The organism is Bradyrhizobium barranii subsp. apii (genome assembly GCF_011516635.5).
GTDB classification, from domain to species: domain Bacteria; phylum Pseudomonadota; class Alphaproteobacteria; order Rhizobiales; family Xanthobacteraceae; genus Bradyrhizobium; species Bradyrhizobium barranii.
Window position 1 is genome coordinate 7,493,698 of sequence record NZ_CP096255.1, and the last position, 19,509, is coordinate 7,513,206.

The window sequence follows — 19,509 nt, forward strand, 5'->3', positions numbered from 1 at the left end:
CTCTCCCCGGCCATGTTCAGGCACAGAAGGCCGCGACGCCGCAATCATTCTCTAAAAAGGGAATTGGGGAGACAAACATGCTCAAGTTCTATTTCAACGGATCGCCGAACCCGACCAAGGTCGCGCTTTATCTCGAAGAGTCCGGCCTGGCCTTCGAGCCGGTCAAGATCGACACCCGCACGGGCGAACAGTTCGCGCCGGACTATCTGAAGATCAATCCGAACGGCAAGGTGCCGGCGATCGACGACAACGGCACCATCGTGTTCGACTCGAACGCCATCCTGCTCTACCTCGCCGAGAAGACGGGCAAATTCCTCCCCGCCGCCAACGTCCGCGGCGAGACGCTGTCATGGCTGATGTTCATTGCCACTGGCGTCGGGCCGTATTCGGGCCAGGCCGTGCACTTCAAGCATTTTGCGCCGAAGGACCAGAACCACGACTACGCCCATAACCGCTACCAGTACGAGACCGATCGTCACTACAAGATTCTCGACGGTCACCTCAAAGGCCGCAGCTATATGGTCGGCGACAGCTATTCGATCGTCGACATGGCGCTGTGGGGCTGGGCGCGGATGGTGCCGTTCAAGCTCGGCGACGATGCCTTTGCGCGCTACCCGAACGTGAAGCGGCTGGTCGACGAGATCTCGGCGCGGCCGGCGGCGGCGAGTGCGATCGCCCTGAAGGACAAGTTCACCTTCAAGGCCGAGATGGACGACGAGGCGCGCGCCAACATGTTCAAGCACATGACGACGAAGGTCGCCTGATCGCGCTTCGCAGCTTCTGGAGGCCACGCGCATGCGCGTGGCCTTTTGCGTTTGCTGCTCAGGCGGCGTGGACCGAGCTCAGGAATTTTGCGACTTCCTGCTTCAGCCGGTTGCTGTCTGAAAGACAGCGAGCGCGCCGCCGAGAGCACCTGCGAGGAGGCCGAGCCGGTCTCGGAGGCGCCGCGCTGCACGTCGCCGATATTGGTCGAGACGCGCTGCGTGCCGTGAGCGGCCTGCTGGACGTTGCGGGAGATTTCCTGTGTGGCAGCGCCCTGCTCTTCCACGGCCGCGGCGACCGTCGACGAGATCTCCGACAGCCGCTCGATGGTGCCGCTGATCTCCCGGATCGAGCCGACCGACTCCTCCGTCGCGGCCTGGATGCCGGAGACCTGCTGGGCGATCTCGCCGGTCGCCTTCGCCGTCTGCTCGGCCAGTGCCTTGACCTCGGAGGCGACCACGGCAAAGCCGCGACCGGCCTCGCCCGCACGCGCCGCCTCGATCGTCGCGTTCAGTGCCAGCAGATTGGTCTGGCCGGCAATCGTGCTGATCAGCTCGACCACGTCGCCGATGCGGGCGGCGGCCTTGGACAGCTCACCGACCCGTTCGTTGGTCCGCGTTGCCTGACCCACAGCCTCGCTGGCGATGCGGGCGGATTCCTGCACCTGACGGGCGATCTCCGAGACCGAGGAGGACAGCTCCTCGGTCGCCGAGGCAACGGCCTGCACATTGGCCGAGGCCTCCTGGGAGGCGCTGGCGACTTCCGTCGACAGATCCTGGGCGCGGCTGGCTGTCGTGGTCAGGGTGCCCGCGGAAGCCTCGAGCTCGTTCGATGCCGACGACACGGTGTCGACGATCTCGCCGACGGCTCGTTCGAACTGATTGGCCAGGTTTCGCATATCGGCCTTGCGGCTCTCCGCCTGCCGCGCCTCGACCTCGACCTGCTCGTGGCGCAGACGGTCGGTCTCGACCATGCTCTCCTTGAACACCTGGATCGCCTTGGCCATCTCGCCGATCTCGTCGCGATTTCCGCGGCCGGGGATCTCGACCTTGAGATCGCCACCGGCGAGGGCTCCCATCGCCCGGGTCATCGTGGTCAGCGGTCCGACGATGCTGCGCGCGATCAGGAAGGCGACGAGGCCGCCGAACAGGATCGCAAGGCCGCCGGCGACTTCCTGAATCCAGGTCGTGTTGGCAATGACGCCATCGGCGGCCGCGCGCGATTTCTGGTAGTCGGCCTTCAATCCGGTCTCCGCCACCTTGAGCTTGTCGACGCTATCGCTGATCAGAGGGGCGATCTCGTTGCGGTAGATTTCATCGGCCTGGAGGATTGCGGCGGATGTCGTCTCGAAAGCCCCCTTGTAGGTCGAAAGTGAACTCTTGATCGGCCCGAACGCGGCCTTGACCTCGTCCGGCAGACCGGCCCCCTCAAGTGACTTGAGTGCTTGCTGCGCCCGATCGACATTGGTCCTGAAGGTCGCCGGCCCCTTCGCGTCCCGGACGGCGAGGAAGCGCCAGTTTGAGACACGAACAAGGAGGATCTTGGATTCGAGATCGGCGACGGGGGCGGTCACGCTGGTGTCGCCGGTTGCACCCGCGGCCTCGACCAGCTTGCCGGTGTTAGCGGTGAGCTCGTCGCCGCCGGCGAGCAAAGTGGCCTTGCCTTTCGTCGTCTCGTTGACGGCAGCGCCCATGCGCTCGCGCAGGGACTTCATCTTGTCGACGTCGCCGACGAGGCCATTGTAGATCTTGAGCCGCTCCTCGGAGACCGTCGACTTGGCCGCGGCCCTCAACAGCTCCGCCGTCGCCGCCTCCCGCTCCGCTGCCTCCTTGAAGGCCGGCTCGTTGGCGTCATAGATGTAACGCAGATTGGCACGCCGCAGCGCCTGAAGGTTGATCGAGATTTCCTGAACGCGGGCGGTGTTGTCCGAGAGCGCGGAGAGCCGCGCCATCTGGCCCTGGACGGCCCACAAATTCCAGACCGCAACCGCGGCCATGATCAAACCAACGACCACGAGAACCGAAAATCCGGCGTAGAGACGCCCCCGAATTCTCAAACGCAAGCTCGGCATCACTGTCCACCCATTGCAGCAGAAAAGCAGAAGCAGCCGACGACCTTGGCGCGATTGCAACGACTGATCATTGCAGCCACGCCTGCGAGAATCGCGCTGCGCTGCCGTACAATGCGGAACAATTGTTAATTGCGGCTGTATTTTACCGGTGTCGAATACGGAGAAGCCGACGAAGACACCACCGTATTCCGGACATCAAGCGGTGGCGCGCGCGAGCGATGTCCTCATCCCACCACGCCGCCATGGCAGGTCCACGCGCATGCGCGTGGACCTTTGCTTTTGCGGGTCCGCGCCGGTCAGGCGGCGTGGACCGAGTTCAGGAACTTCGCGACTTCCTGCTTCAACCGGTTGCTGTCTGAAGACAGCGAGCGCGCCGCCGAGAGCACCTGCGAGGAGGCCGAGCCGGTCTCGGACGCGCCGCGCTGGACGTCGCCGATATTGATCGAGACGCGCTGCGTACCATGGGCGGCCTGCTGGACGTTGCGGGAGATGTCCTGCGTCGCAGCGCCCTGCTCTTCCACGGCGGCGGCAACCGCCGACGAGATTTCCGACAGCCGCTCGATCGTGCCGCTGATCTCCCGGATGGAGCCAACCGACTGCTCGGTCGCGGCCTGGATGCTCGAAATCTGCTGGCCGATCTCGCCGGTCGCCTTCGCGGTCTGCTCGGCCAGCGCCTTGACCTCGGAGGCGACCACCGCAAAGCCGCGGCCGGCCTCGCCGGCGCGCGCGGCCTCGATGGTGGCGTTCAGCGCCAGGAGGTTGGTCTGGCCGGCAATCGTGCTGATCAGCTCGACCACGTCGCCGATGCGGGCGGCCGCCTTGGACAGCTCGCCGACGCGCTCATTGGTCCTGCTTGCCTGCCCGACCGCCTCGTTGGCGATCCGGGCGGATTCCTGCACCTGGCGGGCGATCTCGGTGACCGAGGAGGACAGCTGCTCGGTCGCGGACGCCACCGCCTGCACATTGGCCGTGGCCTCCTGTGACGCCGAGGCCACCTCGGTCGACAGATTCTGCGCGCGCGTCGCGGTCGTCGTCAGCGTGCCAGCGGAAGCCTCCAACTCGTTCGATGCCGACGACACGGTGTCGACGATCTCGCCGACCGCCTGCTCGAACTGGTCGGCGAGCCGGACCATGTCGGCCTTGCGGCTCTCCGCCTGGCGCGCCTCGGTTTCGGTCTGCTCCGTGCGCAGCCGTTCGGTGTCAATCATGTTGGTCTTGAACACCTCGATCGCCTTGGCCATGTCGCCGATCTCGTCGGCCTTGCCGCGCCCGGGAATCTCGACCTCGAGATTGCCGCCGGCCAGCAGCCCCATCGCTCGCGTCATCGACGTCAGGGGACCGACGATGCTGCGGGCGATCAGGAAGGCGACGATCAATCCGAACAGGGTGGCGAGTCCGCCCGCGATCCCCTGTACCGTAGTCGTGCCGTCAATCACGGCTTCGGCCTGGCTGCGCGACTCCTTGTAGTCCTTCTTCAAGGCGGCTTCCGCGACCTTGAGCTTGGCGATGCTGTCGACGATGAGGGGCGCGAGGCTCTTGTGGTAGATCTCGTCGGCCTGGAGCATCGCGGCCGACGTCGTCTCGAACGCGGATTTGTAGATTCCGAGCGAGGTCTTCACCGGCGCGAGCGTCGTGCGCAGTTCGGTCGCCTGCGGGCTCTTTTCGAGCGCCGAGAGGCGCTGCGACGCCCTGCCCACATTGGTTCTGAAGTTGGCGGGCCCCTTGCTGTCGCGCAGGGCCAGGAAACGCCAGTTCGCGATCTGGACGAGAAGGAGCCTGGATTCGAGATCCGCAACGAGGGCCCCGGTGTCTTCGTCGACGGCTGCGCGCGCCACATCGACCAGCTTGCCCATCTTGACAGTCAGTTCGTCACCGCTCGGCAGCAGCGTCGCCTTGCCGGTCCGCGCCTCATTGACGGCGTCGCCGAGATTGTCACGCAGGCTTCGCATTTTCGCGATGTCGGCGATCAGATCGTTGTAGAGCTTCCGCCGCTCCTCGGAGAGCGTCCCCTGCGCCCCGACCTTCAACAGCTCGGTCGCCGCGGTCTCCCGCTCTGCGGCCTCCTTCATTGCGGGCTCGCTGGCGTCGTAGATGTAGCGCAGATTGGCGCGCTGGATCGCCTGAAGATGGGTCGAGACCTCCAGGACCCGCGCCGTGCTGTCCGAAAACGCCGAAGCCTTTGCGACCTGGTCCTGCACGGACCGCAAATTCCAGATGGCGACCACCGCCATCACGAGACCAACCGCCACCAAGGCCATGAAGCCTGCGTACAGGCGCCCCCTGATCCGCAAACGAAAGTTCGGCATTCCCACTGTCCACCCAAGTGCATGTGAATTCGGGCGGACGAACGACCCCGGCAATCGTCACGGCCACCCCCGGCAGCCGCGAGTCGCTTTTCGGCACCCACGCTGCACCGCGGTACAATGAGGGACACTCGTTAATTGAACCTTCCGATTTTTCGCGCATGTGTGCGCCGGCCGGCCCAAGATCTGCTGATTTTATCGGCAGTTGCGCAGGTTTCGGCGCAAAGCCCGCAGCCGCTTGCAGAGCGCTGCACGCGTCGCCGGGATGGATGTCTATTGAGCGACCGTCCCCTGCAACTTGCCGAGCGCGTTCTCGACGACTTCCAGCGTGTAGGGCTTCTGGACCACCGGCGCGGACGCTAGCTCTTCCGGGATCGGCGCACGCTCGCCATAGCCGGTCGCGAACATGAAGGGCACGCCGATCTCCTTCAGCTTCTCGGCCACCTTGATGCTGCTCTCGTTGCCGAGGTTGAGATCGAGCAGCGCAAAACCCGGACGCGTGCGCTCGATCGCGCGCAACGCCTGGTCGACGCTCGCCGCAGTATCGACATGGCGGGCACCGAGATCGAGCAGGATGACTTCCGCCGCCATGGCGATGATCAGATTGTCCTCGACGATCAGTGCCGTCTCGGAAATTCGCGGACGGGCGGGTTGCTGCTCCTCGACGCGCATGGCGGCTCCTGCGATTGATGCGACCAGTTCGACGAAATTGGGCGGGATGACGAATTTGGCCTGGACGCCCAGCAGGTCGAAGCGGATCTCGGCTTCGCCCTTGAGGTCGAACGGCACCGAGCGCTCGATGATGGTGGTGCCGAAGCCGCGGCGCGACGGCGGCTGCACCGGCGGCCCGCCGCTCTCCTTCCACTCGATCTCGAGGCTCGAATTCGGATCGAGCCGCCAGACCACCTCGACCTGGCCGGTGGAATCCGCGAGCGCGCCGTATTTGGCGGAATTGGTCATCATCTCGTGCACGACCAGCGCCAGCGTCGCGAACGCCTTGGGATCGAGCGCGACGTCGGGCCCGCCCATCTTCACGCGGCCGGCGCGCGCGCCGAGATAGGCGCCGGCCTCGGACTCGACCAGCGAGCGCAGCGCAACCGGCGCCCAGTTCAAATTGGTGATCTGGTCGTGGGCGCGGGCCAAGGCCTGGATGCGGCCACCGAGCACGCCGGCGAATTCCTCGACCGACGTGGCGGTGTCCTTGCTCTGCGCCACCAGCGCGCGGACAAGGCTCAAAATGTTGCGGACGCGGTGATTGAGCTCGGCGATCATCAGCTCCTGCCGCTCCTGCGCGCCGCGACGCTCGCGGGCCGCAAGGTCAGACAGTTGCAAGATCACTTCAAGCAGCGTGACGCGCAGGCTCTCGGCGATGCGGATGTCGGCCGTCGACCACGGTTTCGACTGGCCCGCCACCGTTTCCTGCCAGAGCTCAAAGCTCTTGCGCGGCGTCAGCCGCGGTCCGTTCGGACCCTCGTCATAGACCTTGTCGGGCGCGCCGGCCCAGTTCACCGAGCGCACGACCTCGCGCCGGAAGAAGATCAGGCGATCGCGCGGGGTCCGCGAGATCGGAATGGCAAGAAATCCCGCCGCTCGGTCGCGAAAGGACTGGCCGGCAGCATAGACCTTGGCGATCTCGGCACTGGCGAAAATCCGTCCCGGCGAGGTCCGGTTGATGAAGGCGACCAGCTCCTTCACCTCGTCCTCGGTCGGCGTCTGGCCCTGAAGCGTGATCTTGTTGTCGGACCATACCGCCACGCCGTCGCAATCGATCATCCCGCGATAGTCGCCGAGGAAGTCGACGATCGCGCGCCGGCTGTGCTCGTGCGAGGCCGCGGTCTCGATCAACCGCTCCTGCACCTGGTGAGCGCGCATCTCATAGGCGACATTGCCCTCACGCTCGCGCCCCTCCACGATCCAGGAGAACATCTGCCCGAACAGCTCGGACGCGGTGCGCTTCTCGAACGAGATGTAGCGCGGCGAATAATGATGGCAGGCGAACAGGCCCCACAGCTTGCCGTCACGCAGGATCGACACCGACATCGAGGCCCCGACGCCCATGTTGCGCAGATATTCGATGTGGATCGGCGAGACCGAGCGCAGCACGCTCATGGAGAGATTGAGCAGCCCCGCATTGTGCGTGGCCGTCGAAAACAACGCGGCTGGTTTCGAATTGATATCGGCGATGATGCGCAGCCAGTTGCGCTGATAAAGGATGCGCGCCTGCTTGGGGATGTCGGAGGCCGGATAGTGCAGTCCGAGGAACCGTTCGAGGCCGGATTCCGCAGCTTCAGCGATCACCTCGCCCGATCCGTCCGGATGAAACTGATAGACCATGACGCGGTCGAACCCGGTCAGGACCTTGAGCTGGCGCGCCGCCTCGCGGGCGAGCTCGGTCATGCCGCGCGTCTTGCGGATTCGCTCCAGCATCAGGCGGACGAGCTCGCCGGAATTGACGCCGGGCTCGCTGACGCTGGGCTCCGCCTCGATGACCAGATAGGCGCCGGAGAAGTGGATGGAGAGATCGTAAGGCGGTTTGCCGGGCTGGAGCTCGACACCGAACATGCGCTCGGTCGTATCGGGGCCGCTGAGATGATCGACGCGGCTGCGAATGGTCTCGACGGCGGCTTCCGAGATGACGCGCGACAACGGCTGCTGGAGCAGGTCGGCGACGTCAGTCCCGAGAAAGCTGTCGACATTGTCGGAGGCCATGCAGATCGTGAAATCCGACAGCACCGTGAGCAGGAAGCCGAACGGCTGGACACTGCCGGGGATGTGGATCGGCTCGCGATCGCAATTGGTGAGATTGACCGCCTCGTTCATGCGCGGTCCGCCGCCTGCTCGAAGGCCGCGAAGGCGAGACGTGCCGATTCGATCGTCTCGTCCGCGTCGCAATCCTCTTCGTTTTGAAGTTTCGCCAGAAAGCTCTGCCAGAGCCGTTTGCCTGCGCCATGGCTGAGATAGGCGGTGGCCTCGCCGATGCGCGGATCGCCCGCATCCGCGACCGCCTTCAGCAGAAACTTTGCGCCGAGCCGGGAGCCCTCCAGAACGTACAACGTGCCGAGCATGCCGCTGCGCGTCAGCGGCGGTACGGACACGGTGGATTGTGCGGCGCTGCCGAGCTGCGCGAGATCGGCCGCGATCGCGGCGCTACGCGCCCGCTCCAGCCAATCCGGAAACATCCTGGCGACGCCGGCCTGCACAAGCGCAGCTTCGAGCGGAAGAAGTGCACCGGCGCTGGCTTGCAGGAAGCGGCGGTAACCGGACAGGACTGTGAGGTCGAACGACGAAAGCTGCGCATCGAGCTCCCGGTGCGCATTCGCAGTCGCATCTCTCAATCGTTCGCGGAGTCCGGAAAAGCTGCGGCCCACCTGTGTTGAAACGTCCGAAACCCCAGCCAGCATGAAATTTCCCAAACGCGTGCAATGCCGGGGGCGCGATTGCCCCCGAACCGAGCAAACGCCCGGCGGAACCCGAAGGTTCCGCCGGCTACGATAAAATGGGAGGCAGGCGGCGCCTGGATCTCGTCCGTTCGTCTAACTCCGTCGCACCGGTCTCCTCAGTTCGTACGCGATCTCCGCCCGGGTCATGCCGCAGTCCTGAAGCTCCCGGTCGCTCATGGCGGCGAGCTGGTACCGGGCCCGGGACCGTTCGCGCCTGATACGAACGATCGCTGCAAGCCCGCGCCAGATCGACACGACCATCGCCGACCCGGGCCGACGACACTGGTCGGCGGACGAGATGGTCATCAATCCGGTCAGCTCGCGGCCCTCACGAGCGTCTGCGGAAACGGACCAAGCGCCCTCTCGGTCAGGGTCGAGTCGCAATATTCCCGGATCTCCTTGATCTTCCCGTCCTCGAGACGAAACACCAGGCAGTAGTCGTTGTCATAACGAACGCCCTCGGGCGTGACGTTGTCGCCCTTCGCTTCCACCACGACCACGTCGCCATCAGCGATGAAACGGTGAGCTACGGTGCGGGTCCGGTCGCGCAAGCGGGTGCGCACGTAACCGTGCAGATCGTTGAGGATCGCCTCCTTGCCGGTGAAGGTGCGCGACCAGGAATACTGGCCGGTCACGACCCATCTGGCATCGTCGGCAAGGCTTGCGACGAACAGGGCCCGGTCGCGCGCGGCCGGATCGGGATTGGCGGCGGCGGCAAAGATATCCTGCATCAGTTTCTTGTTGGCGCTCGCGCTCATGGCGGCATCTCCGTTTGGTGGCAACACGGAGATCATCCCGGCCGGAGAAGAATTCTTCAAATCGATAGTGGATATGATATCTATTCGCCTCATGAATTTGAATTCGCTTGACCTCAATCTCCTGACCGCGCTCGACGCGCTGCTGCGCGAGGCCAATGTCAGCCGGGCCGCGCTACGGATCGGGCTGTCGCAGCCGGCCGCGAGCCACGCGTTGCAACGCCTGCGCGACATCTTCGGCGATCCGCTGCTGGTGCGCACCGGCGCGCGCATGGAGCTGACGCCACGGGCGCAAGCGCTCCGTGCACCGCTGGCCCAGGCGCTCGACCAGGTGCGCGGGCTGTTCATACCCGACGACTTCGACGCCGCGCGCAGCGAGCGGCAATTCCGCCTGATGATGCCGGATCTCGCGGTCGAGCTGCTGATGCCGCCCTTGATGGAGAAGGTGACGCGGGCCGCACCCAACGTCCGCATCGACGTCGTACCGTGGCGGGGCCCTGCGATCTTTCACGCCGAGTTCGCCCGCACCATCGACCTCGTGATCTCGATCGGCAACGCCTTCAAGGGCTTTCACCGCCAGCTGCTCTACACCGACAGCGATGCGCTGGCGGTGCGGCGCGGCCATCCCATGGCTGCGAAGCTGAAGCGGCGCGAGACGTTCCTGGCGGCACGCCATGTCGGCGTGATCATCCGCGGCCAAGCGGAGGATCTCATCGACACCTGGCTGCGGACCAAGGGCATCGAGCGGCACATTTCGCTGGTGGTGTCAGGCTATCTCGAAGCGCTGCACGTCGCCGCCCGCACCGACCTCGTCGCCTTCGTGCCGCGCCGGCTGATCGCGGCGCTGTCGAAGCAGCTCGGCCTCGTCACGGTGACGCCGCCGCTCGATCCCGGGATCGACGAGCAGTTCATGTTCCATCCGACGCGGGCGCAGATGGACCCCGGCTCGATCTGGCTGCGGCGGCTGATGCTGGCGACGGGACGGGAATTGGAGAAGGAACGGCGTGCTGGGTAGGACGCAGCTTCAAAACAAATGGTGTCGTCCCGGACAAGCGCAGCGAAGCGGAGCGCCGATCCGGGATCCATAACCACAGGGCGCGGTTTGGCGAAGACTCGTGGTTGTCAGCTCGTGTCACAACTTCTCCCTGTGGTTATGGGTCCCGGGTCTGCGCTGACGCTTGCCCGGGACGCCAGGGGAATATGTAGCCGCCGTTCCTTACGCCTTCTGCGCGTCCATCACCTTGCGCACGGCGGGGCGGTCTGACATGCGCTTGAAGTGATCGGCGATCTTCGGCGTGGCATTGATGTCGACGCTGTCACCCTCGAGCCAGAGCGAGAGCGTGTGGAGGTAGGGATCGCAGATCGTGAACTGGTCGCCCATCACCCAGGGACCTTTGAACATCTTCTGCTCGATCAAGGAGAAGCAGGCGCCCATGCTCTTCGGCACCATCGCCTTCATGTCGGCGAACGAGCTCTCCTGCGTCGCCCAGCGCGCGCCGCGCATCTTGTGGGCATGGTTGATGTGCGCGGTCGAGCAGAGATAGGAATTGAACGACTGCACCTGGGCGAAGTCGAAGGGATCGTCGAGCGGGGCGAGCTTCGCCTTGGGGAAGGTCTGCGCGATGTAGGCCAGCATCGCAGGCGTCTCGGTCAGCACGCCGCGATCCGTCACCAGCGCCGGCACGCGGCCCTTCGGATTGATCGCGAGATAGTCCGGGCTGTTCTGCTGGTTATCCTTGAAGCTCAGCCGTTCAGCCGTGTAGTCGGCGCCGGCCTCCTCCAGGGTCATGTAGGTGGCGAGCGCGCAGGTGCCGGTGGCGTAGTAGAGCTTGAGCATGTCGGACCTCATGGGAAAATTGGAAACTAACGGCTGCGGGCCGCCAGGTCCATAGCACGACGTTCTCCGTGCTTTTGCTCTTCGCAGTTGCCCACCGCCGCCCGCCTGTGCCAAGACGCCTGCAATCGGAGGGGTTTTGTCATGACCGTACTCATCGCCGGTGGCGGCATCGGCGGGCTGGCGCTTGCGCTCAGCCTGCACGGAATCGGCGTTCCCGCAAAAGTGTTCGAGAGCGTCGCGGAACTGAAGCCGCTCGGGGTCGGCATCAACGTGCTGCCGCATGCGGTGCGCGAGCTGATCGAGCTCGGGCTGATGGACCGGCTGGACGAAAGCGGCGTGCGCACCCGCGAGCTCGCCTATTTCTCCAAGCACGGCAAGCCGATCTGGAGCGAGCCGCGCGGGCTGGAAGCCGGCTACAAATGGCCGCAATTCTCGATCCATCGCGGCACCCTCCAGCAGCTCCTGCTCGACACTGCGGTCGAGCGGCTCGGCCGCGACAACATTTTGACCAGCCATCATCTGACCGGCTGGACCGAGACGGCGGGCGGCGTCCGCGCCGACTTCATCGACAGGGCGAGCGGCAAGGCCGCCGGCACTTACGAGGGTGCGATCCTGATCGCCGCCGACGGCATCCATTCCGCCGTGCGAGAAAAGCTCTATCCGCAGGAGGGACCGCCGATCTGGAACGGCCGCATCCTCTGGCGCGGCGTCACGCCGTCAAAGGCCTTCCTCACCGGCCGCACCATGATCATGGCCGGGCACGAGATCCTGAAATTCGTCTGCTATCCGATTTCGAAGGCGCCGGATGCGGCGGGCAACCATCTGATCAACTGGGTTGCCGAGCGCCACATGCCGCCGACCTATCAGTGGCGGCGCGAGGACTATAACCGCACCGCGCGGCTCGAGGAGTTTCTGCCCTGGTTCGAGAGCTGGCAGTTCGACTGGCTCGACGTCCCCGGCCTGATCAAGAACTGCCCGCACGCCTACGAATATCCGCTGGTCGACCGCGATCCGGTGTCGCAATGGACCTTCGGCCGCGTCACGCTGATGGGCGACGCGGCGCATCCGATGTACCCGATCGGCTCGAACGGCGCCTCGCAGGCGATCCTCGATGCCCGCACCATCACGCGCGAGATCCTGGCGCATGGCCCAACGACCGCGGCGCTGCTCGCCTATGAGGCCGAGCGCAGGCCCGCGACCACCGACCTCGTCCTGCTCAACCGCAAGAACGGCCCCGAGCAGGTGATGCAGCTCGTCGAGGAGCGCGCGCCGGATGGCTTCAAGGTTGTCACAGACGTGCTGTCGCAAAAGGAGCTGGAAGACATCGCCGCCAACTACAAGCGCGTCGCCGGCTTCCAGGTCGAGGCGTTGAATGCGAAGCCGCCGATCGTGAGCGCTGGTGCGCGCGCGTGAGGGAGTGATGCTCTCGCTCAAAGCGAGATGCGCATAAATGCGCCCTCGCCCCTTGTGGGAGAGGGCAGCGACGCTGGCAGATGCGGGCTCACTTGGGTGAGGGGTCTGTCTCCACGAGTCCAATCCGCATTTGAATTCGCTGAGACATACCCCTCATCCGGCGCTTCGCGCCACCTTCTCCCGCAAGGGGAGAAGGGAAGAGGAATGCGCGGCTCGACTATTTCCCCACCACCCTCGCCGCCTCCAGCAGCCGCTCGCTGGCGCTCGCCGTCGCCAGCACCGTGCCGTCTTCCGCCATCAGCTTCGCCTCGACGAACGCAATCGTCTTGCCGAGCTGCGTCATCGTCGCCTCACCGATGATCGGGCCGGGCCTTGCGGGGCTGAGGAAATTCACGGTCATGCTGATCGTGGTGGTGTAGAGCCTGCCCTCGCTCATCACCAGCACGGCCGGTCCCATCGTGTCATCGAGCATGGCAGAGAGCATGCCGCCCTGGATGAAGCCCGCCGGATTGCAGAACTCGGGCTTGCCCTCGAAGGCGAGCCTGATCCAACCCTCCTCCGGACGGGCATCGAGCAGGCGCCATCCGAGCAGCTCGGCGCAGGGCGGCCTCTTGAAGTTGTCGAGTGCGGTCTTGACCATAGGCAGCCTCCGTATCGGGCGCTGATAGCGTAGCGCTGCTGCCAGCGTGCTGTCAGGAAGGTGGGGCCGTTGAAGGGGCCAGCGCGTGTGCGATGACCTTGCGCATGACGTTGGGCAGCGCCTCACCGGCAAGGGTCGCGATCGGCACCCAGCGCATGCCCTCGGGCGCACGCGTGCGCGCGTCGGCCTTCGCCGTGTAGACCACCAGCTCCAGCGGAAAATGCGTGAAGACGTGGGTGACGACGCCCACCTTGCGCTGCCAGCGCGACAGTCCCTTCAGGTCCGGCGCCTGCTGCTTCGCCGTGGCGTCTTCCTGGCCGGCCAGCCAGTCCGAGCCCGGCACCTCGGTCATGCCGCCAAGGAGGCCTTTTTCGGGCCTTGAGCGGACGAGCAGCTCGCCGCCGCGCGTCACGACGAAGGCAGCACCGCGCCGCAACGTTCCGCTCTTCTTCGGCGCCTTGCGCGGAAACGTTTCCTGCGTCGCCAGCGCACGCGCGGTGCAATCCTCATTGAGCGGACAGAGCGAGCAGGCCGGCTTCTTCGGCGTGCAGATCGAGGCGCCCAGATCCATCAGCGCCTGCGCGCTGTCGCCAGCGCGAGACGTCTCGTCGCCGGCGCGAGCGTCCGCGAGCAGCGTCGCCGCCAGTTGCTGGATCAGCGGCTTGGCCTGCGGCAGCTCCTCCTCGATGGCGAACAGGCGCGACACCACGCGCTCGATGTTGCCGTCAACAGGCATGGTGCGGCGGTCGAACGCGATCGCGGCGATCGCGGCTGCCGTATAGGGTCCGATCCCCGGCAGCGCGCGCAGCCCCTCTTCCGTGTCCGGAAACACACCGCCGTGCTCGCGCGTCACGGCCACCGCGCAGGCATGGAGATTGCGCGCGCGGGAGTAATAGCCGAGCCCGGCCCACATCCGCAGCACGTCATCCTGCGAGGCCCGGCCCAGCGCCGTGACATCAGGCCAGCGCGCGACGAATTTCTCGAAGTAAGGGCCGACCGCCTTCACCGTGGTCTGCTGGAGCATGATCTCCGACAGCCAGACCCGGTAAGGGTCCGAGGTCTCGCCGGGCATCGCGCGCCATGGCAGACGGCGGCGATGGCGGTCGTACCAGGCGAGCAACAGCGTTGGGCGAGCCGATGCCTCCGACTGAATTGGTTCCGACTTGGCCATTAGTGCCGATTTGGGGCTCATGCCCTCACTGTAGCGGCAACGCGCCGGCCTCTCCACGTCATGCCCGCGCTCGTCGCGGGCATCCACGTCTTTCTTCGCGGAACGCTCCCCAATGGTGAGGCCTGCCCTCCGAAGTGCTATAAGGGTCCATGTCCAAATTCCCTCCCCGACCCGGTCCCATCAGCGCCAAGCCGCTTTCGCTGCTGCTCAACGACGTCTTTGCCGAGGCCTATGCCAAGCAGGGTTTTGCCGCGCGCGAGCTGGTGACGCGGTGGGCGCAGATTGCCGGGCCGGAGATTGCGGCCCATGCCGAGCCTTTGAAGATGCAATGGCCGCGACCGGTCGAGGGCCAGCCGCAGGAGCCGGCGACCCTGGTGCTGCGGGTCGAGGGGCCGATGGCGCTGGAGATCCAGCACTCCGCCGACGTGATCCTGGAGCGGGTCAATCGCTTCTTCGGCTGGAGCGCGGTCGGCAAGCTCGCCTTCCGCCAGGCCCCCCTGTCGCGCGCCCGGCCGCCGGTCCGGCCCGGTCCGCCGGATGCCAAATCGGTGGCCAAGGTGGCGGAGAGCCTGGGGGACATCGAAGATGAAGAATTGAAGACAGCGCTGGCGCGGCTCGGGGCGGCCATCAAGCGAAATTGAGCCTCATTCCGCCGGTAATCTGGACCCGTCCCTGTCGCTCGCCATTGCCTCAAACTACGTTTCAAGCTAGCGACAGGCCGCCTGAACGGGAACTTCGGGCGAGACCACGCCAATTCGGGAGCCGACCTTGATCATCACCCGCCGCGCCTTCAACACGATGCTGTCGCTGACCGGTCTTGCCGCGCTCGCTGGGCTGTCGCCGCTGCGGTTCATCTCCGAGGCCATGGCGCAGTCGGCCGCCGATGTGGCCAAGCCCGTGTCGCTGCCCGACATGGCACTCGGCCCCAAGGACGCCCCGGTCACCATCACCGAATATGCCTCGATGACCTGCCCGCATTGCGCGGCGTTCAACGAGCAGGTGTTCCCCAAGATCAAGTCGGAATACATCGACACCGGCAAGGTGCGTTACGTCTTCCGCGAGTTCCCGCTCGACATCAAGGCCGCCGCCGGCTCGATGCTGTCGCGCTGCATCGCCAAGGACGACGCGTCGAAATATTTCGCGGTCACCGACATGCTGTTCCGCCAGCAGAACGACTGGGTGCTGAAGAACACCACCGAGACCCTGACGCGGATCGGCAAGCAGGCCGGCCTCACCCAGCAGCAGGTCGAGGCCTGCCTGAAGGACCAGGCGCTGCTCGACAAGATCGCCGCCGACCAGAAGTACGCCAGCGACGTTCTGAAGGTGGATTCGACGCCGACCTTCTTCATCAACGGCGAGAAGATCAAGGGCGAAGCCTCGTTCGATGAATTCGCCAAGAAGATCAATCCGCTGCTGAAGAGCTGATTTTCCCCGCTCAACGCCTGATTCGCATCTCGAAAGCCGTATCTTTCCCGGCATAAATCCCTTGGGAAAAGCGGTTTTCGCCGGTTGCCCTCGCGGCGCACCGCGGCCATTGTCCGACCGCATGAGGCGCCTCGCGCGACTCACCCAGAGAGTGACATTGCCTTCCATGGTATTGTCCCGGCAGGGGGATTCGCGCCTGCCAACAGAGATGCGTGCTTATGAAAATCACCCGCCTGCGCCTTCACGGCTTCAAGTCCTTCGTTGAGGCCACCGACTTCGTCATCGAGCCCGGCCTGACCGGCGTGGTCGGACCCAACGGCTGCGGCAAGTCGAATCTCGTCGAGGCGCTGCGCTGGGCGATGGGCGAAACCTCGTACAAGTCGCTGCGCGCGGCCGACATGGACGCGGTGATCTTCGCCGGCTCCGGCAACCGTCCTGCGCGCAACCACGCCGAAGTGACGATGACGATCGACAACACCGATCGCACCGCGCCGGCGGCGATGAACGACAGCCAGCTGCTCGAAATCTCCCGCCGCATCGAGCGCGAGGCCGGCTCGGTCTATCGCATCAACGGCCGCGACGTGCGTGCGCGCGACGTGCAGATCCTGTTCGCGGACGCCGCCACCGGCGCGCGTTCGCCCGCCCTCGTCCACCAGGGCAAGATCGGCGAGATCATCCAGGCCAAGCCCGAGCAGCGCCGCCGCGTGCTGGAAGATGCCGCCGGCGTCGCCGGCCTGCACGCCCGCCGCCACGAGGCCGAATTGCGGCTGAAGGCGGCCGAAACCAACCTTACCCGCGTCGAGGACGTGATCGGCCAGCTCGCCGGCCAGATGGAAGGCCTAAAGAAGCAGGCCCGTCAGGCCGTGCGCTATCGCGAAGTCGCGGCCAAGGTCCGCAAGGCCGAAGCCACGCTGTTCCACCTGCGCTGGATCGGCGCGCATGCCGATGTCAACGAATCCGGCCAGACCCATGATCTCGCGGTTCGCGAGATGGCCGAACGCACCCAGCACCAGGCCGAAGCCGCCCGCATCCAGGCGATCCGCGCCACCGAAATGCCGGCGCTGCGCGATGCCGAAGCGCGCGCCGCGGCCGGGCTGCAGCGCCTGACCAATGCCCGCGAGCTGCTCGACCGCGAGGAAGAGCGCGCCAAGGAGCGTGTCGCCGAGCTCGAGCGGCGCCTCGCCCAGTTCGAGGGCGACATCTCGCGCGCCCAGCAGCAGACCATGGACGCCGACGTCGCGCTCCAGCGGCTCGACACCGAAGACGCCGAGCTGAAGGAAGAGATCAAGTCGCGGGTCGAGAAGCGCTCAGGTGTCGACGAGCGCGTCGGCGAAGCCGAGGCGGTGCTGACCGAAACCGAGCACCAGTTCGCCGAGCTCACCACGGCGCTTGCCGACCTCACCGCCAAGCGCAACCAGCTCGAAGCCAATGTCCGCACCCATCGCGACAAGCTCGCCCGCCTCGACCAGGAGATTTCGAACGTCGCGGCCGAGGAGCAGAAGCTTGCCGACGAGACTGGCGGCTTCGGCGATCTCGACGAGCTGACCGCAACGGTCGAGAACGCGGAGCAGACCCTTGCTGCTTCGGAAGCTGCGGCCCAGGCCAGCGAAGCTGCGCATGTTGCCGCGCGCCAGACGCTGGAATCCTCACGCTCGCCGCTCGTCGAAGCCGACAAGCGCGTGCAGCGCCTCGATACCGAGGCGCGCACGATCTCCAAGATCGTCAATGGCGAGACCAAGAATCTGTGGCCGCCGATCATCGACGGCATCACCGTCGACAAGGGCTTTGAGAAGGCGATCGGTGCCGCGCTTGGCGACGATCTCGATGCGCCGGTCGATCCGTCCGCGCCGATGCGCTGGACCAATGCCGGCGTCACCGACGGCGATCCGGAGCTGCCCGAGGGCGTCGTGCCGCTCGCGAGCCACGTTCAGGCGCCCGCCGAGCTGGCGCGCCGCCTGGCGCAGATCGGCGTGGTGCCGCGCGAGCGCGGCGCCGAACTGGTCTCGCAGCTCAAGACCGGCCAGCGGCTGGTCTCGCCCGAAGGCGACGTCTGGCGCTGGGACGGCTTTGTCGCCGCGGCCCACGCTCCGACCGGTGCGGCACGGCGCCTCGCCGAGCGCGCCCGCCTCGTCGACATCGAGAACGAGCTGGAGCAGGCCCGCATCGACGCGCAGATCAAGCGTCAGGCGCTGGAGAACGCCGAGTCCGAGCTGCAGATGGCCGCCAGCACCGAAGGTGCGAGCCGCGAGGCCTGGCGCGCCGCCCAGCGCGAGGTGAACGTCGCGCGCGAGCGCCATGCCACCGCCGAGCGCGAGATCAGCCGCCGCGCCGCGCGCAAGGCGACGCTGTCGGAAGCCCATAGCCGTCTCGCCGCCGACCGCGCCGAGGCCGAGGCCGCGTACGAATATGCCGAGGCCGGCATCACCGAGCTGCCGTCGAGCGAGGACACCGAGACCCGTCTCGCCGCCGTCCGCAGCGACATCGAAGGCCATCGCCGCATGGCCGCCCAGGTCCGCGCCGAGGCGCAGGCGCTGGCGCGCGAAGCGGAGCTCGCCGACCGCCGCGTGCAGGCGATCCTCGCCGAGCGCACCGAGTGGCAGAACCGCAAGGAGAGCGCGGCCTCTCACATCGACACCATCCAGACCCGCATCACCGAGGTCTCGATCGAGCGCAGCGATCTCGAAAACGCGCCCGCCGTGTTCGCCGAGAAGCGCAGCGCGCTGATCACCGAGATCGAATACGCGGAAAACGACCGCCGCATGGCCGCCGACGCGCTCGCCTCGGCCGAGACCGCGATGGCCGAAACCGATCGCGTCGCCAAGCTGACACTCGAAGCGCTGTCGAGCTCCCGCGAGGCCACCGCGCGCGCCGAGGAACGCATGGAAGGCGCACGGCGCCGGCTCGAGGACATCGAGCGCGAGATCCGCGACATGCTGGAGGTCGAGCCGCAGGCCGTTGCCGGCCTCGCCGAGATCGAGCCCGGCGCCGAGCTGCCGCCGCTGCACGACATCGAGGAAGACCTCGAAAAGATGCGCCGCGACCGCGAGCGCCTCGGTGCTGTCAACCTGCGCGCCGAGGAAGAGCTGCGCGAGGTCGAGACCCAGCACACCGGCCTCGTCACCGAGCGCGATGACCTCGTCGAAGCCATCAAGCGGCTGCGCCAGGGCATCCAGAGCCTCAACAAGGAAGCGCGCGAGCGGCTCCTGACCTCGTTCGAGGTCGTCAACAACCACTTCAAGCGCCTGTTCGTCGAGCTGTTCGGCGGCGGCGAGGCCGCGCTGCACCTGATCGAGAGCGACGACCCGCTCGAAGCCGGTCTCGAGATCATCGCAAAGCCGCCGGGCAAGAAGCCGCAGACGCTGTCGCTGCTTTCGGGCGGCGAGCAGGCGCTGACCGCGATGGCGCTGATCTTCGCGGTGTTCCTCACCAACCCCTCGCCGATCTGCGTGCTGGACGAAGTCGACGCACCGCTCGACGACCACAACGTCGAGCGCTACTGCAACCTGCTGCACGAGATGACCGGCTCGACCGACACCCGCTTCATCATCATCACGCACAACCCGATCACGATGGCGCGGATGAACCGGCTGTTCGGCGTCACCATGGCCGAGCGCGGCGTCTCGCAACTGGTGTCGGTGAGCCTGTCAGAGGCGGTGGACATTCTCGACCAGAACGTGGCGTGAGCCTCCGGT

14 protein-coding genes and 1 pseudogene are annotated in these 19,509 nt (G+C 66.0%); 6 read left to right on the forward strand and 9 right to left on the reverse strand.

The features are described from left to right. Positions 1-77: 77 nt before the first annotated feature. Complete coding sequence (locus HAP41_RS36000) at positions 78-764, forward strand: glutathione S-transferase family protein (RefSeq protein ID WP_166085739.1); 687 nt, start codon at positions 78-80, stop codon at positions 762-764. 58 nt (positions 765-822) lie between these two features. On the opposite strand, the pseudogene HAP41_RS36005 reads toward HAP41_RS36000, so the two are convergent. The 6 genes and pseudogenes from HAP41_RS36005 to HAP41_RS36025 all read right to left on the reverse strand — a co-directional run bounded on the left by HAP41_RS36005 (position 823) and on the right by HAP41_RS36025 (position 9,334). After that, positions 823-2,833 (reverse strand): annotated as a pseudogene (locus HAP41_RS36005) (methyl-accepting chemotaxis protein). A gap of 296 nt (positions 2,834-3,129) precedes the next feature. Continuing rightward, positions 3,130-5,139 (reverse strand): HAMP domain-containing methyl-accepting chemotaxis protein, encoded by a 2,010-nt coding sequence (locus HAP41_RS36010; protein WP_166085728.1) that lies wholly within the window; start codon positions 5,137-5,139, stop codon positions 3,130-3,132. A 270-nt stretch (positions 5,140-5,409) separates the two neighbouring features. After that, on the reverse strand, positions 5,410-7,956 hold the full coding sequence (locus HAP41_RS36015) for an HWE histidine kinase domain-containing protein (RefSeq protein WP_166085693.1): 2,547 nt from the start codon (positions 7,954-7,956) through the stop codon (positions 5,410-5,412). Further along, positions 7,953-8,537, reverse strand: a complete 585-nt coding sequence (locus tag HAP41_RS36020; protein ID WP_166085635.1) for a biliverdin-producing heme oxygenase — start codon at positions 8,535-8,537, stop codon at positions 7,953-7,955. The genes HAP41_RS36015 and HAP41_RS36020 overlap by 4 nt, the downstream gene beginning before the upstream one ends. 132 nt (positions 8,538-8,669) lie before the next feature. Then, on the reverse strand, positions 8,670-8,882 hold the full coding sequence (locus HAP41_RS50565) for a YjiS-like domain-containing protein (protein ID WP_349770479.1): 213 nt from the start codon (positions 8,880-8,882) through the stop codon (positions 8,670-8,672). A gap of 8 nt (positions 8,883-8,890) precedes the next feature. Then, positions 8,891-9,334: a nuclear transport factor 2 family protein gene (locus tag HAP41_RS36025; protein ID WP_166085627.1), complete on the reverse strand. Its 444-nt coding sequence runs from the start codon at positions 9,332-9,334 to the stop codon at positions 8,891-8,893. Between the two features lie 91 nt (positions 9,335-9,425). Between HAP41_RS36025 and HAP41_RS36030 the strand changes: the two genes are divergently transcribed. Further along, a complete protein-coding gene (locus tag HAP41_RS36030) occupies positions 9,426-10,346 on the forward strand; it encodes a LysR family transcriptional regulator (RefSeq protein WP_166085624.1) in 921 nt (306 codons plus the stop codon). 201 nt (positions 10,347-10,547) lie between these two features. Here HAP41_RS36030 and HAP41_RS36035 read toward each other — a convergent pair whose 3' ends face one another. Beyond that, the gene (locus tag HAP41_RS36035; RefSeq protein ID WP_071917660.1) at positions 10,548-11,168 is read right to left on the reverse strand and encodes a glutathione S-transferase family protein; all 621 of its coding nucleotides are present in this window, start codon (positions 11,166-11,168) and stop codon (positions 10,548-10,550) included. A 141-nt stretch (positions 11,169-11,309) separates the two neighbouring features. Here HAP41_RS36035 and HAP41_RS36040 point away from each other — a divergent pair, with 141 nt between their 5' ends. After that, positions 11,310-12,581 carry a flavin-dependent oxidoreductase gene (locus tag HAP41_RS36040; RefSeq protein ID WP_166085568.1) on the forward strand — a complete coding sequence of 424 codons (1,272 nt, stop codon included), beginning with the start codon at positions 11,310-11,312 and terminating at the stop codon, positions 12,579-12,581. Between the two features lie 217 nt (positions 12,582-12,798). On the opposite strand, the gene HAP41_RS36045 is transcribed toward HAP41_RS36040, so the two are convergent. Together HAP41_RS36045 and mutY are read right to left on the reverse strand one after the other, a co-directional pair. Next, positions 12,799-13,221, reverse strand: a complete 423-nt coding sequence (locus HAP41_RS36045) for a PaaI family thioesterase (protein ID WP_166085547.1) — start codon at positions 13,219-13,221, stop codon at positions 12,799-12,801. 52 nt (positions 13,222-13,273) lie between these two features. Continuing rightward, entirely contained in the window at positions 13,274-14,413 is a 1,140-nt protein-coding gene (gene mutY / locus HAP41_RS36050; protein ID WP_166105581.1) for an A/G-specific adenine glycosylase, read from the reverse strand. 128 nt (positions 14,414-14,541) lie between these two features. On the opposite strand from mutY, the gene HAP41_RS36055 reads away from it, so the two are divergent. From HAP41_RS36055 to smc, 3 genes are all read left to right on the forward strand, one after another. Further along, on the forward strand, positions 14,542-15,033 hold the full coding sequence (locus tag HAP41_RS36055) for a DUF721 domain-containing protein (RefSeq protein WP_166085527.1): 492 nt from the start codon (positions 14,542-14,544) through the stop codon (positions 15,031-15,033). Positions 15,034-15,160: 127 nt separating this feature from the next. Next, a complete protein-coding gene (locus HAP41_RS36060) occupies positions 15,161-15,817 on the forward strand; it encodes a DsbA family protein (RefSeq protein WP_166085470.1) in 657 nt (218 codons plus the stop codon). A gap of 218 nt (positions 15,818-16,035) precedes the next feature. Then, positions 16,036-19,500 carry a chromosome segregation protein SMC gene (gene smc, locus HAP41_RS36065; RefSeq protein ID WP_166085454.1) on the forward strand — a complete coding sequence of 1,155 codons (3,465 nt, stop codon included), beginning with the start codon at positions 16,036-16,038 and terminating at the stop codon, positions 19,498-19,500. Positions 19,501-19,509: the final 9 nt, after the last annotated feature.

Bases quoted from the DNA above. Each gene is read 5' to 3' on its own strand.
- HAP41_RS36030 (WP_166085624.1), top strand. From the start codon at position 9,426: ATGAATTTGAATTCGCTTGACCTCAATCTCCTGACCGCGCTCGACGCG.
- HAP41_RS36000 (WP_166085739.1), top strand. From the start codon at position 78: ATGCTCAAGTTCTATTTCAACGGATCGCCGAACCCGACCAAGGTCGCG.
- HAP41_RS36015 (WP_166085693.1), bottom strand. From the start codon at position 7,956: ATGAACGAGGCGGTCAATCTCACCAATTGCGATCGCGAGCCGATCCAC.
- HAP41_RS36010 (WP_166085728.1), bottom strand. From the start codon at position 5,139: ATGCCGAACTTTCGTTTGCGGATCAGGGGGCGCCTGTACGCAGGCTTC.
- mutY (WP_166105581.1), bottom strand. From the start codon at position 14,413: ATGAGCCCCAAATCGGCACTAATGGCCAAGTCGGAACCAATTCAGTCG.
- smc (WP_166085454.1), top strand. From the start codon at position 16,036: ATGAAAATCACCCGCCTGCGCCTTCACGGCTTCAAGTCCTTCGTTGAG.
- HAP41_RS36020 (WP_166085635.1), bottom strand. From the start codon at position 8,537: ATGCTGGCTGGGGTTTCGGACGTTTCAACACAGGTGGGCCGCAGCTTT.
- HAP41_RS36045 (WP_166085547.1), bottom strand. From the start codon at position 13,221: ATGGTCAAGACCGCACTCGACAACTTCAAGAGGCCGCCCTGCGCCGAG.
- HAP41_RS36025 (WP_166085627.1), bottom strand. From the start codon at position 9,334: ATGAGCGCGAGCGCCAACAAGAAACTGATGCAGGATATCTTTGCCGCC.
- HAP41_RS36035 (WP_071917660.1), bottom strand. From the start codon at position 11,168: ATGCTCAAGCTCTACTACGCCACCGGCACCTGCGCGCTCGCCACCTAC.
- HAP41_RS50565 (WP_349770479.1), bottom strand. From the start codon at position 8,882: ATGACCATCTCGTCCGCCGACCAGTGTCGTCGGCCCGGGTCGGCGATG.
- HAP41_RS36040 (WP_166085568.1), top strand. From the start codon at position 11,310: ATGACCGTACTCATCGCCGGTGGCGGCATCGGCGGGCTGGCGCTTGCG.
- HAP41_RS36055 (WP_166085527.1), top strand. From the start codon at position 14,542: ATGTCCAAATTCCCTCCCCGACCCGGTCCCATCAGCGCCAAGCCGCTT.